The 14,940-nt window shown below is 72.8% G+C and carries 12 protein-coding genes; 5 read left to right on the plus strand and 7 right to left on the minus strand.

Annotated elements, in window-relative coordinates; all coding sequences use genetic code 11:
* Positions 1-54 precede the first annotated feature (54 nt).
* From KV557_RS12090 to KV557_RS12100, 3 genes are read left to right on the plus strand one after another with little or no spacing between them, the layout of a single operon-like run.
* Positions 55-1,140, plus strand: a complete 1,086-nt coding sequence (locus KV557_RS12090) for a PDR/VanB family oxidoreductase (RefSeq protein WP_218199853.1) — start codon at positions 55-57, stop codon at positions 1,138-1,140.
* A gap of 12 nt (positions 1,141-1,152) precedes the next feature.
* Complete coding sequence (locus KV557_RS12095) at positions 1,153-2,055, plus strand: M24 family metallopeptidase (protein ID WP_218199854.1); 903 nt, start codon at positions 1,153-1,155, stop codon at positions 2,053-2,055.
* A complete protein-coding gene (locus KV557_RS12100) occupies positions 2,052-3,833 on the plus strand; it encodes an SDR family oxidoreductase (RefSeq protein ID WP_218199855.1) in 1,782 nt (593 codons plus the stop codon). Before KV557_RS12095 ends, KV557_RS12100 begins: the two co-directional genes overlap by 4 nt.
* Positions 3,834-3,856: 23 nt before the next feature.
* Here the strand turns inward: KV557_RS12100 and KV557_RS12105 are convergent, their stop codons facing one another.
* Positions 3,857-4,036 carry a hypothetical protein gene (locus tag KV557_RS12105; RefSeq protein WP_218199856.1) on the minus strand — a complete coding sequence of 60 codons (180 nt, stop codon included), beginning with the start codon at positions 4,034-4,036 and terminating at the stop codon, positions 3,857-3,859.
* Between the two features lie 51 nt (positions 4,037-4,087).
* Here KV557_RS12105 and KV557_RS12110 point away from each other — a divergent pair, with 51 nt between their 5' ends.
* Positions 4,088-4,708, plus strand: coding sequence for a LysE family translocator (locus tag KV557_RS12110; protein ID WP_218199857.1), 621 nt, complete (start codon positions 4,088-4,090; stop codon positions 4,706-4,708).
* Between the two features lie 4 nt (positions 4,709-4,712).
* Here the strand turns inward: KV557_RS12110 and KV557_RS12115 are convergent, their stop codons facing one another.
* From KV557_RS12115 to KV557_RS12135, 5 genes are all read right to left on the minus strand, one after another.
* On the minus strand, positions 4,713-5,906 hold the full coding sequence (locus tag KV557_RS12115) for an XdhC family protein (protein ID WP_218199858.1): 1,194 nt from the start codon (positions 5,904-5,906) through the stop codon (positions 4,713-4,715).
* A 161-nt stretch (positions 5,907-6,067) separates the two neighbouring features.
* Complete coding sequence (locus KV557_RS12120; RefSeq protein ID WP_218199859.1) at positions 6,068-7,549, minus strand: NCS2 family permease; 1,482 nt, start codon at positions 7,547-7,549, stop codon at positions 6,068-6,070.
* A 322-nt stretch (positions 7,550-7,871) separates the two neighbouring features.
* Positions 7,872-10,244 (minus strand): xanthine dehydrogenase subunit D, encoded by a 2,373-nt coding sequence (gene pucD, locus KV557_RS12125; RefSeq protein WP_218199860.1) that lies wholly within the window; start codon positions 10,242-10,244, stop codon positions 7,872-7,874.
* Entirely contained in the window at positions 10,241-10,729 is a 489-nt protein-coding gene (locus KV557_RS12130) for a (2Fe-2S)-binding protein (RefSeq protein WP_218199861.1), read from the minus strand. The genes pucD and KV557_RS12130 overlap by 4 nt, the downstream gene beginning before the upstream one ends.
* Positions 10,726-11,613 carry an FAD binding domain-containing protein gene (locus KV557_RS12135; protein ID WP_218199862.1) on the minus strand — a complete coding sequence of 296 codons (888 nt, stop codon included), beginning with the start codon at positions 11,611-11,613 and terminating at the stop codon, positions 10,726-10,728. The genes KV557_RS12130 and KV557_RS12135 overlap by 4 nt, the downstream gene beginning before the upstream one ends.
* 458 nt (positions 11,614-12,071) lie before the next feature.
* Here KV557_RS12135 and KV557_RS12140 point away from each other — a divergent pair, with 458 nt between their 5' ends.
* Positions 12,072-13,664: a PucR family transcriptional regulator gene (locus KV557_RS12140; protein ID WP_218199863.1), complete on the plus strand. Its 1,593-nt coding sequence runs from the start codon at positions 12,072-12,074 to the stop codon at positions 13,662-13,664.
* Between the two features lie 96 nt (positions 13,665-13,760).
* Here the strand turns inward: KV557_RS12140 and KV557_RS12145 are convergent, their stop codons facing one another.
* On the minus strand, positions 13,761-14,894 hold the full coding sequence (locus KV557_RS12145; RefSeq protein ID WP_218199864.1) for an alpha/beta hydrolase: 1,134 nt from the start codon (positions 14,892-14,894) through the stop codon (positions 13,761-13,763).
* Between the last annotated feature and the right edge of the window lie 46 nt (positions 14,895-14,940).

Below are 14,940 nucleotides of genomic sequence, written 5' to 3' on the forward strand. Positions count from 1 at the left end.
ACCCGTTGCCCACCACCCCTGCCGCCCCAGGATCGAAGGACCAAGGACCGCCGGATGGACCTGCACAACCCGCCCCCCGACCTCTACGGCCGCCCGCGCGCCGACGCCTTCATGCGGCGGCTCACCGCCTTCGGCGACCGCTACTCCCCGGCCCTCGGCGGCCCGCTGCTGCGCCGCAACCCCCGACGGCCCTACAGCAGGCCCACCCCGCAGCTGCAGCTGGTCGTCACCGCCCGCAGCGAACTCGCCACCGACGTCGTCGAGTTGCTGCTCGCCGACCCCTCCGGCGGCCCGTTGCCGAGCTGGCAGCCCGGCGCCCACCTGAGGCTCGCCCTGTCCTCCGGCCGCGAGCGCCACTACTCGCTCAGCGGCGACCCCGCCGACCGCACCGCCTACCGGATCGCCGTCCGCCGGCTCCCCGAGGGCGGCGGCGGCTCCGTCGAGATCCACGACACCCTCCACCCCGGCGCCCGCCTCACCGCCCGCCGCCCACGCAACGGCTTCGCCTTCTGCGCCGAGCCCGCCGTCCTCCTGCTCGCCGGCGGCATCGGCATCACCCCCCTCCTGCCGATGGCCCGCGAGGCGCAGCGCCACGGCCTGGACTGGCGCCTCGTCCACGTCGGCCGCAGCGCCGACACCCTCCCGTACACGGACGAGCTGCGCGCCCTCGACCCGCACCGGGTCGTGCTGCGCGCCGACGACGAGCACGGCGTGCCGACCGGCGCCGAGCTGCTCGCCCACGCCCCGCGCGGCGCCGCCGTCTACTGCTGCGGCCCCGCCCCGATGCTCACCGCCGTCCAGCGCGCCCTGGACGGATCCCCGGCCGGCGCCCTGCACTTCGAGCGTTTCGGCGCCGCCCCGGTCACCGACGGCGAGCCCTTCGCGGTGCGCCTCGGCGTGGACGGCCCCACCCTCGAAGTCCCCGCCGACCGGTCCGCCCTGGACGTCCTGCGTGAGGCCCGCCCCGACCTGCCGTACTCCTGCCACCAGGGCTTCTGCGGCACCTGCGAGGTCCGCCTGCTGGCCGGCGCCCCCGACCACCGGGACCGCCGCCTCACCCCCGAGCAGCGCGCCGGTGGCGCCCTGCTGCCCTGCGTCTCCCGGGCCGCCGAGGGTGAGACCCTCGTGCTCGACCTCTAGAAGGAGCCCCCGATGGCGAATGCGACCCCGTCCTTCCCCTTCGGCGAGCACGACCTCGCCCGCTTCCGCGAGACCCAGCAACTCGCCTACGCCTGCGCCGAGGAGGTCGCCGCCTGGATCGAGCCGGGCGTCACCGAGCGGCAGGCCACCGCCGAGCTGCGCCGCCGTCTGGTGGCCGCCGGGGTGCAGGACTTCTTCCACGTCCCGTTCGCCTGGTTCGGCGACCGGACGGCGTTCCGGCACTTCCACACCCCGCTCCAGTTCTTCGCCGGCAACCGCCGCCTGGAGGAGGGCATGCCGTTCGTCCTGGACTGCGCGCCCATCGTGGACGGCTACACCGCCGACATCGGCTACGGCGGCAGGATCGGCGAGAACCCGGTCTGGGACCGCCTCGCCGCCGACCTGCGGGTCTACCGCGAGCTGATCCTCGCCGAGGTGCGCGCCCGCCGGCCGCTGAACGAGGTGTACGCGGCCGTGGACGCGCAGATCGCCGCGCACGGCTACGACAACCGCCACCGGGTCTACCCGGGCCGGGTGATCGGCCACCAGGTCACCCGCACCACCGCCCGCGGCCCGGCCGGGGTCACCCTGTTCGGCTTCGGCGTGCGCACCCTGCAGACCCTCGGCCGCGAGCTCATCTCCGAGCGCCTGCACGGCCGTTCGCCGCTGTGGGCGGACGGCCGCTCGTCCCGGCACGCGCCCACCCCCGGCCTGTGGGCGGTCGAGCCGCACATCGCGTTCCGGGGCGTCGGCATCAAGTTCGAGGAGCTGCTGGTGGTCACCGAGGACGACGCCTACTGGCTCGACGACGACCTGCCGCACGTCCGCCGCTGGCCCGCCGACGCGGCGTCGACCAACACCGAGCCGACCGCCGAGCCGACCGCCGCGCCCGTCACCCAGGAGGCCACCCGATGACGCCCCCCGCCCCCGACCGGACCGCCCCCGACCGGACCAGTCTCCAGACCGTCCGCCGCCGGACCGTCCACTCCGGCGGCCTCCCGCTCGCCGTCTTCGAGCAGGGCGACCCCGACGCCCCCACCGTCCTCCTGGTGCACGGCTACCCGGACACCCACGCGGTCTGGGACGACGTCGCCGCCGACCTCGCCCGCGACCACCACGTGGTCCGCTACGACGTCCGCGGCGCCGGCGAGTCCGGCGTCCCCGCCACCCGGGACGGCTACCGGCTGGAGCAGCTGGCCGACGACCTGTTCGCGGTCGCCGACGCCGTCAGCCCGGACCGACCGGTGCACGTCGTCGCCCACGACTGGGGCTCGCTGCAGTCCTGGGAGGCCGTCACCTCGCCCGGCGCCGAGCGGCGGCTCGCCTCCTACACCACCATGTCCGGCCCCTGCCTCGACCACATGGGGTACTGGCTGCGCCAACGGATGCGCCGCCCCACCCCGCGCCACCTCAGGCAACTGCTCCACCAGGGCCTGCACTCCTGGTACATCACCGCATTCCACCTGCCCTACCTCGCCCCCGGCGTCTGGCGGCTCGGGCTCGCCCGCGCCTGGCCGCGGGTGCTGCGCGACCTGGAGCACGTCACCCCGCGCCCCGACCACCCGCAGCCCAGCCTGCGCCGGGACGCGGTCCGCGGCATCGAGCTGTACCGGGCCAACTTCCGCCCCACGCTGCGCAGTCCGCGCGAGCGGCCGACCGAGGTGCCGGTCCAGCTGATCACCCTCGCCGAGGACCGCTACGTCGGCACCTACCTTTCCGAGGGCCTGGAGCGCTGGGTGCCGAACCTCACCCGACGGACGCTGCGGGCCGGCCACTGGTCGGCGCTGCTGGAGAAGGGAACCCAAGTGGCCGGAATGGTCCGCGAGTTCACGGCCCGCATCGAGGCGGGCAACGCCGAAGGTATCACCGCCCAACCCGCCCAGGGCGACGGCCGGTTGGTCGTCGTGACCGGCGGCGGCAGCGGCATCGGCCGGGCCACCGCGCTCGCCTTCGCCGAGGACGGCGCCCGGGTGGTGGTCTGCGACCTCGACCTCGCTGCCGCCGAGCGCACCGCCGAACTCGCCTCCCTGATCGGCCCGGTGGCCCACGCCTACAGCGTCGACGTCGCCGACGGCGCCGGGATGGACGCCTTCGCGCAGACCGTCGCCGCCGAGCACGGCGTGCCCGACGTGGTCGTCAACAACGCGGGCATCGGCCACTCCGGCACGTTCCTGCAGACCACCGAGAAGGAGTGGCAGCGGGTCCTGGACGTCAACCTGTGGGGCGTGATCCACGGTTGCCGCGCCTTCGGCGCCCTGATGGCCGACCGCGGCGAGGGCGGCCACATCGTCAACGTGTCCTCCGCCGCCGCCTACCTGCCGTCCAAGGCGCTCACCGCGTACGCCACCAGCAAGGCCGCGGTGTTCATGCTCTCCGACTGCCTGCGCGCCGAACTCGCCGGCCACGGCATCGGTGTCTCCACGATCTGCCCCGGCATCGTCAACACCAACATCACCCGCACCTCCACCTTCTCCGCCACCACCGCCGACCAGCAGACCGCCAAGCGGGCCCGCGCCGCCAAGCTCTACGCCCGCCGCGGCTTCCCCCCGGAGAAGGTGGCCACCGCCATCCTCCACGCCGTCCGCACCAACAAACCCGTCGTCCCCGTCACCCCCGAGGCCAAGGCCGCCCGCCTCCTCAGCCGCCTCAGCCCCGCCCTCCTCCGCCTGGCCGCCCGCCTCAACGTCACCTGAGGCCCGACCTCACCGGGCCGGGATCACACGGCGCCCCGCTCCCGTCCGGCGCGCTCGTACGCTTCGGCCATGTCGGCCCGGACGTCGTCCGCGGTGGCGGTCCCCACGGGTTTGTGGACGGCGGTGAAGAAGGGCTCGTCCCAGGTGCGCTGTGACAGGGCGGCCAGGCGGTCGGTCTCGGCTTCCGTGTGCTCGTGAGCCATGTGCGCAGGGTACCCGTGTCCGTCTGTGGGGGGTCCGTAGCATGACGGCCCATGGAGATGACGACAGCTCTGTGGTCCTTCGCCCTCGTCGTGGGGCTGCTCACCCTCACGCCCGGGCTCGACACTGCCCTGATTCTGCGGACGGCCGCGCTCGGGCGGCGGCGGCAGGCGTGGGGGGTGGTGCTGGGGATCCAGACGGGGACGCTGGTCTGGGGGACGTTGACCTCGGCGGGGGTGACGGCGTTGCTGACCGCCTCGCAGGTGGCGTACGAGGTGCTGCGGTGGGGCGGAGCCGCGTACCTGGTGTGGATGGGGATCGGGATGCTGCGCAGCCGTGGTGACGAGGCAGCCGTGGAGGAAGGGCCGGCGGACGGCGGGTTCGGGTACGGGTGGCGGCGGGGGACGCTCACCAATCTGCTGAATCCGAAGGTCGGCGTGTTCTACGTCGCCGTGCTGCCGCAGTTCATCCCCGCCGGGGTGCCGCACTTCGCCGCCGGCGTGGCGCTGACCTGCGTCCACGTCGTGGAGGGCGTGCTGTGGTCGGCGGTCCTGGTGGGCTTCGCGCAGGCGGTGCGCGGCTGGCTGCGCCGCCCGTCCGCGCGCCGGCTGCTGGACCGGGTGACGGGCGCGGTGGTGGTCGGGTTCGGCGTGAAGCTGGCGCTCTCCGAATAGACGGTCACGCCGCGTGTGGGCGGGGGGTGTCACCGTCCTGGACGGCGGCGTCCTCCGCCCGCGCCACGTCGTGGTGGATCGGACCGTCCCCGGCGCTGAGCGGCAGGCAACTGCCGCCGCGCCGGTGGGCGATGATCTCGGCGGCGACGGAGACCGCCGTCTCCTCGGGGGTGCGGGAGCCGAGGTCGAGGCCGATGGGGGAGCGCAGCCGGGCGATCTCGGCGTCGGTGAGGCCGACCTCGCGCAGCCGGGCGTTGCGGTCGCGGTGGGTGCGGCGGGAGCCCATGGCGCCGACGTAGCCGACGGGCAGCCGCAGGGCGCGTTCCAGCAGGGGGATGTCGAACTTGGCGTCGTGGGTGAGGACGCAGAGCACGGTGCGTCCGTCGATCCGGTCGAGCTGGCTGTCGAGGTAGCGGTGCGGCCAGTCGACGACGACGTCGTCGGCGTCGGGGAAGCGCCGCGCGGTGGCGAAGACGGGGCGGGCGTCGCAGACGGTGACGTGATAGCCGAGGAACTTGCCGATCCGGACCACCGCGGCGGCGAAGTCGATGGCGCCGAAGACGATCATCCGCGGTGCGGGCACGTAGGACTCGACGAAGCAGGTGACGGTGCCCTGTTCGTGCTCGTCGCACGGGCGTCCGTCGAGGCCGAGCACCACGCGCCCGGTGCGCCCGGCGTCGAGCATGGCCCGGGCCTCCGCGACGATGGCGCGCTCCAGGGCACCCACCGTGGACGGCGCGGGGGAGAGCGCCCCGTGATGCGTGTCGGCGGTGACGGCGACCGTGGCGCCAACCAGCCCGCCCGGCCCGGCGATGACCCGGGCGAGTGCCACCGGCGTGCCGGAGGCGATGTACGCAATGCCGGCGTCCAGCCCGGCGTCCGCCCCGGGCACGACCGGCTGGACGAACACGTCGAGGATGCCGCCGCAGGTCAGACCCACCGCGAAGGCGTCCTCGTCGCTGTAGCCGAACCGTTCCAGCACGGGCTCGCCGCTCTCGATGGCGGCCTGGCACAGCTCGTACACCGCACCCTCGACGCAGCCCCCGGAGACGCTGCCGATCGCCTCGCCCGCCGCGTCCACGGCCAGCGCCGCCCCGGGGTCGCGCGGCGCGCTGCCGGAGACGCCGACCACGGTGGCCACGGCGAAGGAGCGCCCGGACGCGTGCCAGGCCTGAAGCTGCTCGGCGATGTCCTGCATGTCGGAGGGCTCCTTGTCGCTTTCGAGGGTAGTGGGGCACGACACCGGGTGCGCGCCGTACGGGAAACGATCCCGTACGGCGGCGGTCCCGCGTGAGCCGAGCCAGTGCCGCGCAACCGCGTCAGTGCCACGGCAACAGCGTCAGTGCCGCGGGACCGGCGTCAGTGCACGCCCAGCCAGGACTTGATCGGTGTGAGCGCGAAGTACACGACGAAGACCGCGGTGAGGATCCACATCAGCACGCCGGGCTCGCGCCACTTGCCCTGGCCGGCCTTGATGACGGTGTACGAGATGACGCCGGCGGCGACGCCCGCGGTGATGCTGTAGGTGAACGGCATCAGGACGCAGGTGAGGAAGGCCGGGATGGCGATCTCGCGGTCGGACCAGTCGATGTGCCGGGCCTGGCTCATCATCATCGAGCCGATGACGACGAGGGCGGCGGAGGCGACCTCGACCGGGACGATGCCGGCGAGCGGCGAGAAGAACAGCATCAGGGCGAACAGGCCGCCGGTGACGGCGGAGGCGAGGCCGGTGCGGGCGCCGTCGCCGACGCCGGTCGCGGACTCGACGAAGACGGTCTGCCCGGAGGCGCCGGCCAGGCCGCCGACCGCGCCGCCGGCGCCGTCGATGAACAGCGCCTTGGACAGGCCGGGCATCCGGCCCTGCTTGTCGGCCAGGCCCGCCTCGGTGCCGACGCCGATGATGGTGGCCATCGCGTCGAAGAAGCCGGCGAGCACGAGGGTGAAGACCGCGACCGAGGCGCTGATCGCGCCCATGCCCTTGCCGCCGAAGGCGCCGAACAGGTCGACGTGGCCGAAGAGGCTGAAGTCGGGCGCCGAGACGGGGCTGCCGGGCCAGACCGGGACGGAGTTCTTCCAGGCGTCGGCGGGCACGTGGGCGAGCTTGTTGACGACCACCGCGAGGACGGTGCCGCCGGCGATGCCGATCAGGATCGCGCCGCGGACGTTGCGGGCCATCAGGACGAAGATCGACAGCAGGGTGACGCAGAAGATCAGGACGGGCCAGCCGGACAGTTCGCCGAAGGGGCCGAGCGACAGCGGGGTGGGGCCGCCGGTGTGCACGAAGCCGGCCTTGTAGAGGCCGATGACCGTGACGAACAGGCCGATGCCGATGGTGATCGCGTGCTTGAGCGGCAGCGGGATGCCGTTCATGATCTTCTCGCGCAGGCCGGAGACCACCAGCAGCACGATCAGGAGGCCGTAGATCACACACAGGCCCATGGCCTGCGGCCAGGTGGTGTGCGGTACGACGAGGGCGGAGACCGCTCCGGACACCGAGAGTCCGGCCGCGAGGGCCAACGGTACGTTGCCGACCACGCCCATCAGGATGGTGGTGACGGCGGCCGCGAGGGCGGTGGCGGTGGTCAGCGCGGCGTGGTCGAGCTTGACGCCGGTGACGTCGGCGCCGCTCAGGATGAGCGGGTTGAGCAGGATGATGTACGCCATCGCCATGAAGGTGGTGAGACCACCGCGTAGCTCGTTGGCGAGCGTCGATCCCCGGGCCGAGATCTTGAAGTACGCGTCCAGCGCGTTCTTCTGCCGGGCGGCCGGGACCGACGTGGGGGTGTCGTCCTCGGTGGGTCTGTCTTCGGTGGTGCCGGGCTCCGTGGGGATCCGGGTCATGTCCACTCCCAAGTGTCAAAGGGGGTTGGGGTGGGCGAGCCGACCTGACTGCCAGTCAACGAGGTTGGCGCAGGGGGACTAATCGACTCACTGGGCGCACTCTGTGGCGGTGCCTGCGGTGCGTGGATGGGGCGCACCGCTGCAGAACCCCGGCGTGGGAGAGGCAGCGGGATGGTGCGTTCGCGTATCGGCAGGTGGTGCATGGGAGTTGCCTGTTACTGCGAGGGGGTGGGTGGGGCAGGTGGTGCGGGTGGGGGGTGGTGCTGCCCCGGGGCGGCGGGGAAGACGGTCGCCGCCCCGGGGAGGTCTTGCCGTCCGGGGTCTACAGCTCCCCGGGCCGCTCGGTGGTCAGGTGCTCGGGCCGGACCGGGATCCGGTTGAGCGCGAGACCGGTGGCGTTGCGGATGGCGGCCACGATCGACGGCGTCGCCGAGACGGTCGGGGCCTCGCCGACCCCGCGCAGCCCGTACGGGGCGTGGGGGTCGGGCAGTTCGAGGATCTCCACCGGGATCGGCGGGGTGTCGAGGATGGTGGGGATCAGGTAGTCGGTGAAGGAGGCGTTGCGCACCTTTCCGTCCCGGACGATGATCTCCTCCATCACGGCGAGGCCGAGCGCCTGGGTGCAGCCGCCCTGGATCTGGCCGACGACGGAAAGCGGGTTGAGCGCCTTGCCGACGTCCTGGACGGCGGTCAGCTCGACCACCTTGACCAGGCCGAGCTCGACGTCGACGTCGACCACCGCGCGGTTGGCGCAGAAGGTGTACTGGACGTGGCCGAAGCCCTGTCCGGTCTCCTTGTCGAACGGGACGGTCGGGCGGTGGTGGTGCTCGCGGGTGAGGTCGATGGCCTCGTCGCCGAGCAGGTCGACCATGGAGACCAGCGGGCCGGCGCTCTCGGAGACGACCTTGCCGCCGACCAGCGTGATGTCGTGGTGGGTCCAGCCGTAGCGGCGCCGGCCCTTCTCGATCAGCGCCCGCTTGACGGCCTCGGCGGCCAGCTTGACCGCACCGCCGGTCATGTAGGTCTGCCGGGACGCGGAGGTCGAACCGGCCGACCCCACCTCGGTGTTGGCCGGGTGGATGGTGACCTGCTCGACGCCGAGCTCGGTGCGGGCGATCTGGGCGTGCACGGTGACGCCGCCCTGGCCGACCTCCGCCATCGCGGTGTGCACCATGGCGACCGGCTCGCCGCCGATCACCTCCAGGCGCACCCGGGCGGTGGAGTAGTCGTCGAAGCCCTCGGAGAAGCCGACGTTCTTGATGCCGACCGAGTAGCCGACGCCGCGCACGATGCCCTCACCGTGCGAGGTGTTGGACAGCGCGCCGGGGATCTGGCGCACGTCCAGGTGCTCGGTGTCCAGCGGCGGCGGCAGCGGCATGTCCTTGACGCGCTGCAGCAGTTCGGCGACCGGGGCGGGCGAGTCGATCTGCTGGCCGGTGGGCATGAAGTCGCCCTCCGCCATGGCGTTGAGCTGCCGCAGCTCGACCGGGTCCATGCCGAGGGCGGCGGCCAGCCTGTCCATCTGCGTCTCGTAGCCGAACGCGGCCTGCACGGCACCGAAGCCGCGCATCGCGCCGCAGGACGGGTTGTTGCTGTAGAGCGCGATGGCGTGCATCTTGACGTTCGGGATCACGTACGGGCCGTGGCCGAGCGAGGCCGCGTTGCCGACGACGGCCGGCGAGGCGGAGGCGTACGCGCCGCCGTCCAGCACGATCCGGCAGTCGGCGAAGACGAGCTTGCCGTCGCGGGTGGCGCCGTGCTCGTAGTGCATCTTCGCCGGGTGGCGGTGCACGTGGCCGAAGAAGGACTCGTCGCGGGAGTAGACGATCTTGACCGGCTTGCCGGTGTGCTGGGCCAGCAGGCAGGCGTGGATCTGCATCGACAGGTCCTCGCGGCCGCCGAAGGCGCCGCCGACGCCGGCCAGGGTGAGCCGGACCTTCTCCTCGGGCAGGTCCAGCACCGGGGCCATCTGCTGGCGGTCGACGTGCAGCCACTGGGTGGCGATGTACAGGTCGATGCCGCCGTCCTCGGCGGGTACGGCGAGGCCGGACTCGGGGCCGAGGAAGGCCTGGTCCTGCATGCCGACCTCGTAGTCGCCGCTGACGATGACGTCCGCGAGCGCGCGCACCTCGTCGGTCACGCCGAGGCCGGAGACCAGCTTCTGCTCGTGGCAGATGTTGCCGTACCCGTGCGACTTGTACTCGTGCGGCTCGTGCACGTAGCCGTGGGTCTCGGGGTCGAGGCACTGCTCCTCGGTGACGATCGGGGTGAGCACCTCGTACTCGACCTTGATCTTCTTCACCGCGCGGCGGGCCGTCTCCGGGTGGTCGGCGGCGACCAGCGCGATCGCCTCGCCGTGGTAGCGGACCTTGTCGATCGCCAGGGCCGGCTGGTCCTGGATCTCCAGGCCGTAGTACTTCGAGCCGGGGATGTCCTCGTGGGTGAGCACCGCGTAGACGCCGGGCACCTTGAGCGCCTCGGAGATGTCCACGGAGAGGATGTTGGCCCGGGGGTGCGGCGAGCGCAGCGCCATACCCCAGAGCATGTCCTCGTGCCACATGTCGGACGAGTACGCGAACTCGCCCTTGACCTTCAGGTTGCCGTCCGGGCGCAGCGGCGAGCCGCCGATGCCGTCCTTGGACGCCTGGTTGATGTTCTGCAGGTTCTTCTGGCCCTGGATGGTACGAGTACTCATTCGGACTCCGCCTTCCCGGCGCACTTGCGGGCGGACGCCAGCCGCACCGCGTCCATGATCTTCTCGTAGCCGGTGCAGCGGCACAGGTTGCCCGACAGCGCCTCGCGGATGTCGTTGTCGCTCGGCTGGGCGTCGCTTTCCAGCAGGGCGTCGGTCTGCACCAGCAGGCCGGGGGTGCAGAAGCCGCACTGGACGGCGCCGGCGTCGATGAACGCCTGCTGGACGAGGCCCAGCTCGCCGTTCTCGTCGGTCAGGCCCTCGACGGTGCGCACCTCGCGGTCCTGCACCTGGCCGGCCGCGACCAGGCAGGAGCAGACCGGCACGCCGTCCAGGTAGACCGTGCAGGAGCCGCACTCGCCCTGCTCGCAGGCGTTCTTCGAGCCCGGGAGGCCGACCCGCTCGCGCAGCACGTACAGGAGGCTCTCGCCCTCCCAGACGTCGTCCGCCTCGACCGGCTTGCCGTTGGCGGTGAAAGTGACCCTCATGCCGCGCTCCTGATCTGCTTGCTGTAGTCGTTCCAACACCAGGTGAGGGTGCGGCGGGCCATCACGGCCAGCGAGTGGCGCCGGTAGTCGGCGGTGCCGCGCACGTCGTCGATCGGGGAGGCCGCGGCCTTCACCAGCTCGCCGAACTTCTGGATCACCTCGGCGCCCAGCAGGTCGCCGGACTCCCAGAGCCCGCGCTCGGCGAGCACGCCCTGCAGGTACTCCTCGGCCTCGACGGCGCGGCGCGGCGTGGGGGCAGCCGAACCGATACCGGTGCCGACGGTGCCGTTCTTCGGGTGAAGGGCGAAACCGAAGGCGCAGACCGCGATCACCATCGCGTTGCGGGTGCCGATCTTGGAGAACTGCTGGGGGCCGTCCGCCACCGGGATGTGCACGGCCCGGATCAGCTCGTCGGCCGCCAGGCTGTTGCGCTTCACGCCGACGTAGAACTCGTCGATAGGGATCATCCGGGTCCCGCGCACCGAGGCCGCCTCGACGAACACGTCGCGGCCGGCCGCGAGCAGCGCGGGGTGCGCGTCGCCGGCCGGGGAGGCGCCGCCGAGGTTGCCGCCGACGCCGCCGCGGTTGCGGATCTGCGGGGAGCCGACGGTGTGGGCCGCCAGCGCCAGCCCGGGCAGCGGCCCGGACAGCTCGTCGATGATCCGGGCGTACGGGACCGAGGCGCCGAGCCGCACGACGCTGCCGTCGTTCGTCCATTCCGTGAGCTCGGTGATGCGGTTCAGGTCGAGAATCGCGGATGGCCGGTGCACGTCGAAGTTCATCTCGACCATGACGTCCGTACCGCCCGAGATGGGCAGCGCGGTCGGATACTCAGCCTTCGCCGCGAGTGCCTCGTCCCAGGTAGCGGGCCGAAGGAACTCCATGCGGGTGTCTCCTCAAGTCGTCGCCGGTCGGACGGGTGGGCACAGTGCCCGGAACCCGGTTGTTCGGGACCTGCCTACCGTGTCGTCGCCTCGGCGTCGGATCCCGGTCACCGGGCTGTGTCCGGCGGCGTGTGGCCAGTGAACCGCTGTGACCGGGCCCACTGGGAGTCACCGATGGCATGAAGCCCCGGCTGTGCTCCCGCCCGGCATCCTGTACGTTCCTCTAAGGAGGACAATCTCGCAGCCCAGCTGTTCACCGGGCGCTACCTACGACCGTAATCCGGCCGTGATTCCCGAGCTACGGCCCTGTGACCCGGCCGTCCGCTGGTGCGTAACACCGAGCACAGATGTTCGGGCACACTGTCACCCCCGGCCGCGTGTTCGGGCCCCACCCCAGGCCCCCGCCCAGCCCCACCCTCACCCCCAGCCCCACCCCAGCCCCCGTTAGGAGTCCGCGGATGCGTGTCCGTGACCTGCTCGCCCCCGGCGCCCCGCGACTGCGCCTGCTCGCGGCCGAGGACGAGCTGGACCGGCAGGTCAGCGGCGTCATGACCACGGACCTGCACGACCCCGGCCGGTACCTGCACGGCGGCGAGCTGGTGCTCACCGGCATGCTCTGGCGCACCGGCCCGGCCGACTCCGAGCGGTTCGTGCGGACCATCGCGGCCGGCGGCGCGGTCGCCCTGGCGGCCGGCGAGGCCGAGGTCGGCCCGGTGCCCGAGGACCTCGTCGAGGCCTGCCGCCGGCACCGGATGCCCCTGCTGGCCGTCCCCGACGACATCGCCTTCGGCACCGTCACCGAGTTCATCGGCCGCCAGGTCTCCGCCGACCGCGCCGCCGACCTGGCCGCCCTGGTCGACCGGCACCGGCTGCTGGTCTCGGCGGCCGGCGGTGGCGGGCTGGACGCCGTCCTGGACCTGCTCGGCGGCGACCTCGACCTCGACTGCTGGGTGCTCACCCCCACCGGCTCGGTGATCGCCGGGCCCGCCGAGCGGCTCGCCGCCGAGGACCGCGACCAGCTGGTCCGCGCCCACCTCGCCGCCCAGCGCCAGCGCCGCCGCCCCCCGCACCGGGCCCGGCTGGCCGTCGGCGCGTACTCCCTGCTGCCCGCCCCCGCCTCCGCCGACCACGAGGCGCCGCTCGCCGACTGGATGCTCGCGGTGGCCGGCGACGTCACCGAGTGGACCACCAAGCGCCAGCAGCTCGCCGAGAACCTGGCCCGCCTGGTCGCCGCCGAGCGCCAGCGCCGGGACGAGGGCCGCCGGCTGCGCCGCCGCCTCGCCGACGAGCTGCTGGACCGGCTCCGGCGGGACGTCGACCCGGCCGAGATCAGCCGCACCCTGTACGCCTCCTCGGCGATGGCTGCCCGCTACGAGAGCCCCGAGCCCAAGCCGCAGGCCCCGGAGGGCTCCTGGCTGGTGCTCAGCGCCGAGGGCACCGGGTTGCCCGAGGGCGCGGTGCGGGCCGTCCTGGAGGAGGCCCTCGGCGGCACCACCGACCGCGCCCTGGTCGCCGGGGCCGGCACCGGCGCGGTCGTGGTGATGCCCGCGATGGAGAGCGCGGTGCCCGCCGACACCCTGCGCGACCTGCTCGCCCCGCTGGAGGCCGGGCTCGGCTCGGAGGGCCGGATCACCCTCGGCGTCTCCGCCCCCGCCGCCGAGGCCGGCGGCCTGCGCGGCGCCCTGGAGGAGGCCCGGCACGCCCGCCGGATCGCCGCCGCCCGGGTCGGCCGGGTCTGCGTGGCCGGCCCCGAGGAGCTGGCCTCGCACGTGCTGCTGCTGGCGGCCGTCCCGGACGAGGTGCGCCGGGCGTTCCGCAGCCGCCTGCTGGACAAGGTGATCGGCTACGACATCGAGCACCAGGCGGACCTGGTCCGCACCCTGGAGGCGTTCCTGCGCTCGGACGGCTCGTGGACGCGCTGCGCTGCGCAGCTGCACGTCCACGTCAACACGTTGCGGTACCGGATCGGCCGGATCGAGGAGTTGACCGGCCGCGACCTGTCCCGCCTGGAGGACCGGGTGGACTTCTACCTGGCCCTCGAACTGGCCTGACGGATACGCCTGACGGGCACGCCTCACGGATCCGCCCAAGAGATACGCCAAAGGGCCCGCCGCGGACGTCCGCGGCGGGCCCTTTCCGCGGTCGGGCTACTGCGCCGGGATGATCCCGGTCAGCCACTCGAAGATGCTCGGCACCATGCCCTTCCACAGCTCGGTGGAGTGCGGCCCGGTGGTCTCCTGGACCTGGATGGTGGTCGGGGCCTTGGCCGCGGCGGCGAGCGCCTGCGCGTCCTCCAGGCCGTCGCCCTTCTTGCCGCTGATGTACATCGCGACCTTGGGCGGCTGCTGGGCGGTCTTCAGGATGGTGATCGGGTTGTTGGCCTCGCGCAGCTTGGCGTCCCTGCCGACCAGCGAGTCCTTCTCGGCCGCCGGGTCGTTGTAGCCGGAGAGGCTGATCGCCGCGCGGTAGCGGTTCGGGTGGGCGAGCGACAGCTTGGCCGCGCAGTGCGCGCCGGCCGAGTAGCCGGCGATCGCCCAGCGGTCCGCGGACGGGTCGGCGCGGAAGTTGTCCAGGATCATCTGCGGCACGTCCCGGGTGACCCAGGCGTCGGCGTTGACCTTGCCGGGGATGTCGGTGCAGCCGGCGTCCTGGTGGTTGCCGAGCAGCAGGGTGCGCGGCGAGACCAGGATGAACGGGGCGACCTTGCCCTGCTGCATCAGCGGCTTCAGCTGCTCGGACACCTTGAGGGTGCCGTACCAGGTGGAGGACGAGCCCGGGTAGCCCGGGATCAGCTCGACGACCGGGAACTTCTTGTCCTTGAACGCCGGGTCGTTGTACTGCGGCGGCAGCCAGACCAGCACCTCGCCGTCGACGCCGGACACCTGGCCCTTGAGGTCGGTCTTCTGGACGTCGCCCGGCACGGCCGGGTCGCCCACACCGCCGAACTGCTGCAGCACCTTGGCCGGGGCCTTGGCGTCCCCGCTGCCCGGCTTGCCCTCCCCGGCCGGCTGGTCGTCCTTCGGCACGGTGGGCACCGCGCGGACGTGGTCACCGGTGCCCAGCAGGTCGTCCCAGTTGCCGTAGATCAGGTTCGCGTTGTTCACCATCACGAAGACCATCAGGACGGCCGTGATCTGGCAGAACACGATCATGACCAGCCGGGACAGGATCTGCACCGGCTGCGGCCCGCGCACCTTGCTCCAGAGGACCAGCGCGACCGCGATGGACACCGGTACGAGGAGGACCGTGAGGAGGAAGAAGGGCGTACCTGTCAGTTGCATGTGTTCTCGTATCCGGATCGCAAGCCGCCCGGGCCCCACTCGCCCG

The organism is Kitasatospora aureofaciens (assembly GCF_019192735.1).
Taxonomy (GTDB): Bacteria; Actinomycetota; Actinomycetes; order Streptomycetales; family Streptomycetaceae; genus Kitasatospora; species Kitasatospora aureofaciens_A.

Bases quoted from the DNA above. Each gene is read 5' to 3' on its own strand.
- KV557_RS12090 (WP_218199853.1), top strand. From the start codon at position 55: ATGGACCTGCACAACCCGCCCCCCGACCTCTACGGCCGCCCGCGCGCC.
- KV557_RS12095 (WP_218199854.1), top strand. From the start codon at position 1,153: ATGGCGAATGCGACCCCGTCCTTCCCCTTCGGCGAGCACGACCTCGCC.
- KV557_RS12100 (WP_218199855.1), top strand. From the start codon at position 2,052: ATGACGCCCCCCGCCCCCGACCGGACCGCCCCCGACCGGACCAGTCTC.
- KV557_RS12105 (WP_218199856.1), bottom strand. From the start codon at position 4,036: ATGGCTCACGAGCACACGGAAGCCGAGACCGACCGCCTGGCCGCCCTG.
- KV557_RS12110 (WP_218199857.1), top strand. From the start codon at position 4,088: ATGGAGATGACGACAGCTCTGTGGTCCTTCGCCCTCGTCGTGGGGCTG.
- KV557_RS12115 (WP_218199858.1), bottom strand. From the start codon at position 5,906: ATGCAGGACATCGCCGAGCAGCTTCAGGCCTGGCACGCGTCCGGGCGC.
- KV557_RS12120 (WP_218199859.1), bottom strand. From the start codon at position 7,549: ATGACCCGGATCCCCACGGAGCCCGGCACCACCGAAGACAGACCCACC.
- pucD (WP_218199860.1), bottom strand. From the start codon at position 10,244: ATGAGTACTCGTACCATCCAGGGCCAGAAGAACCTGCAGAACATCAAC.
- KV557_RS12130 (WP_218199861.1), bottom strand. From the start codon at position 10,729: ATGAGGGTCACTTTCACCGCCAACGGCAAGCCGGTCGAGGCGGACGAC.
- KV557_RS12135 (WP_218199862.1), bottom strand. From the start codon at position 11,613: ATGGAGTTCCTTCGGCCCGCTACCTGGGACGAGGCACTCGCGGCGAAG.
- KV557_RS12140 (WP_218199863.1), top strand. From the start codon at position 12,072: ATGCGTGTCCGTGACCTGCTCGCCCCCGGCGCCCCGCGACTGCGCCTG.
- KV557_RS12145 (WP_218199864.1), bottom strand. From the start codon at position 14,894: ATGCAACTGACAGGTACGCCCTTCTTCCTCCTCACGGTCCTCCTCGTA.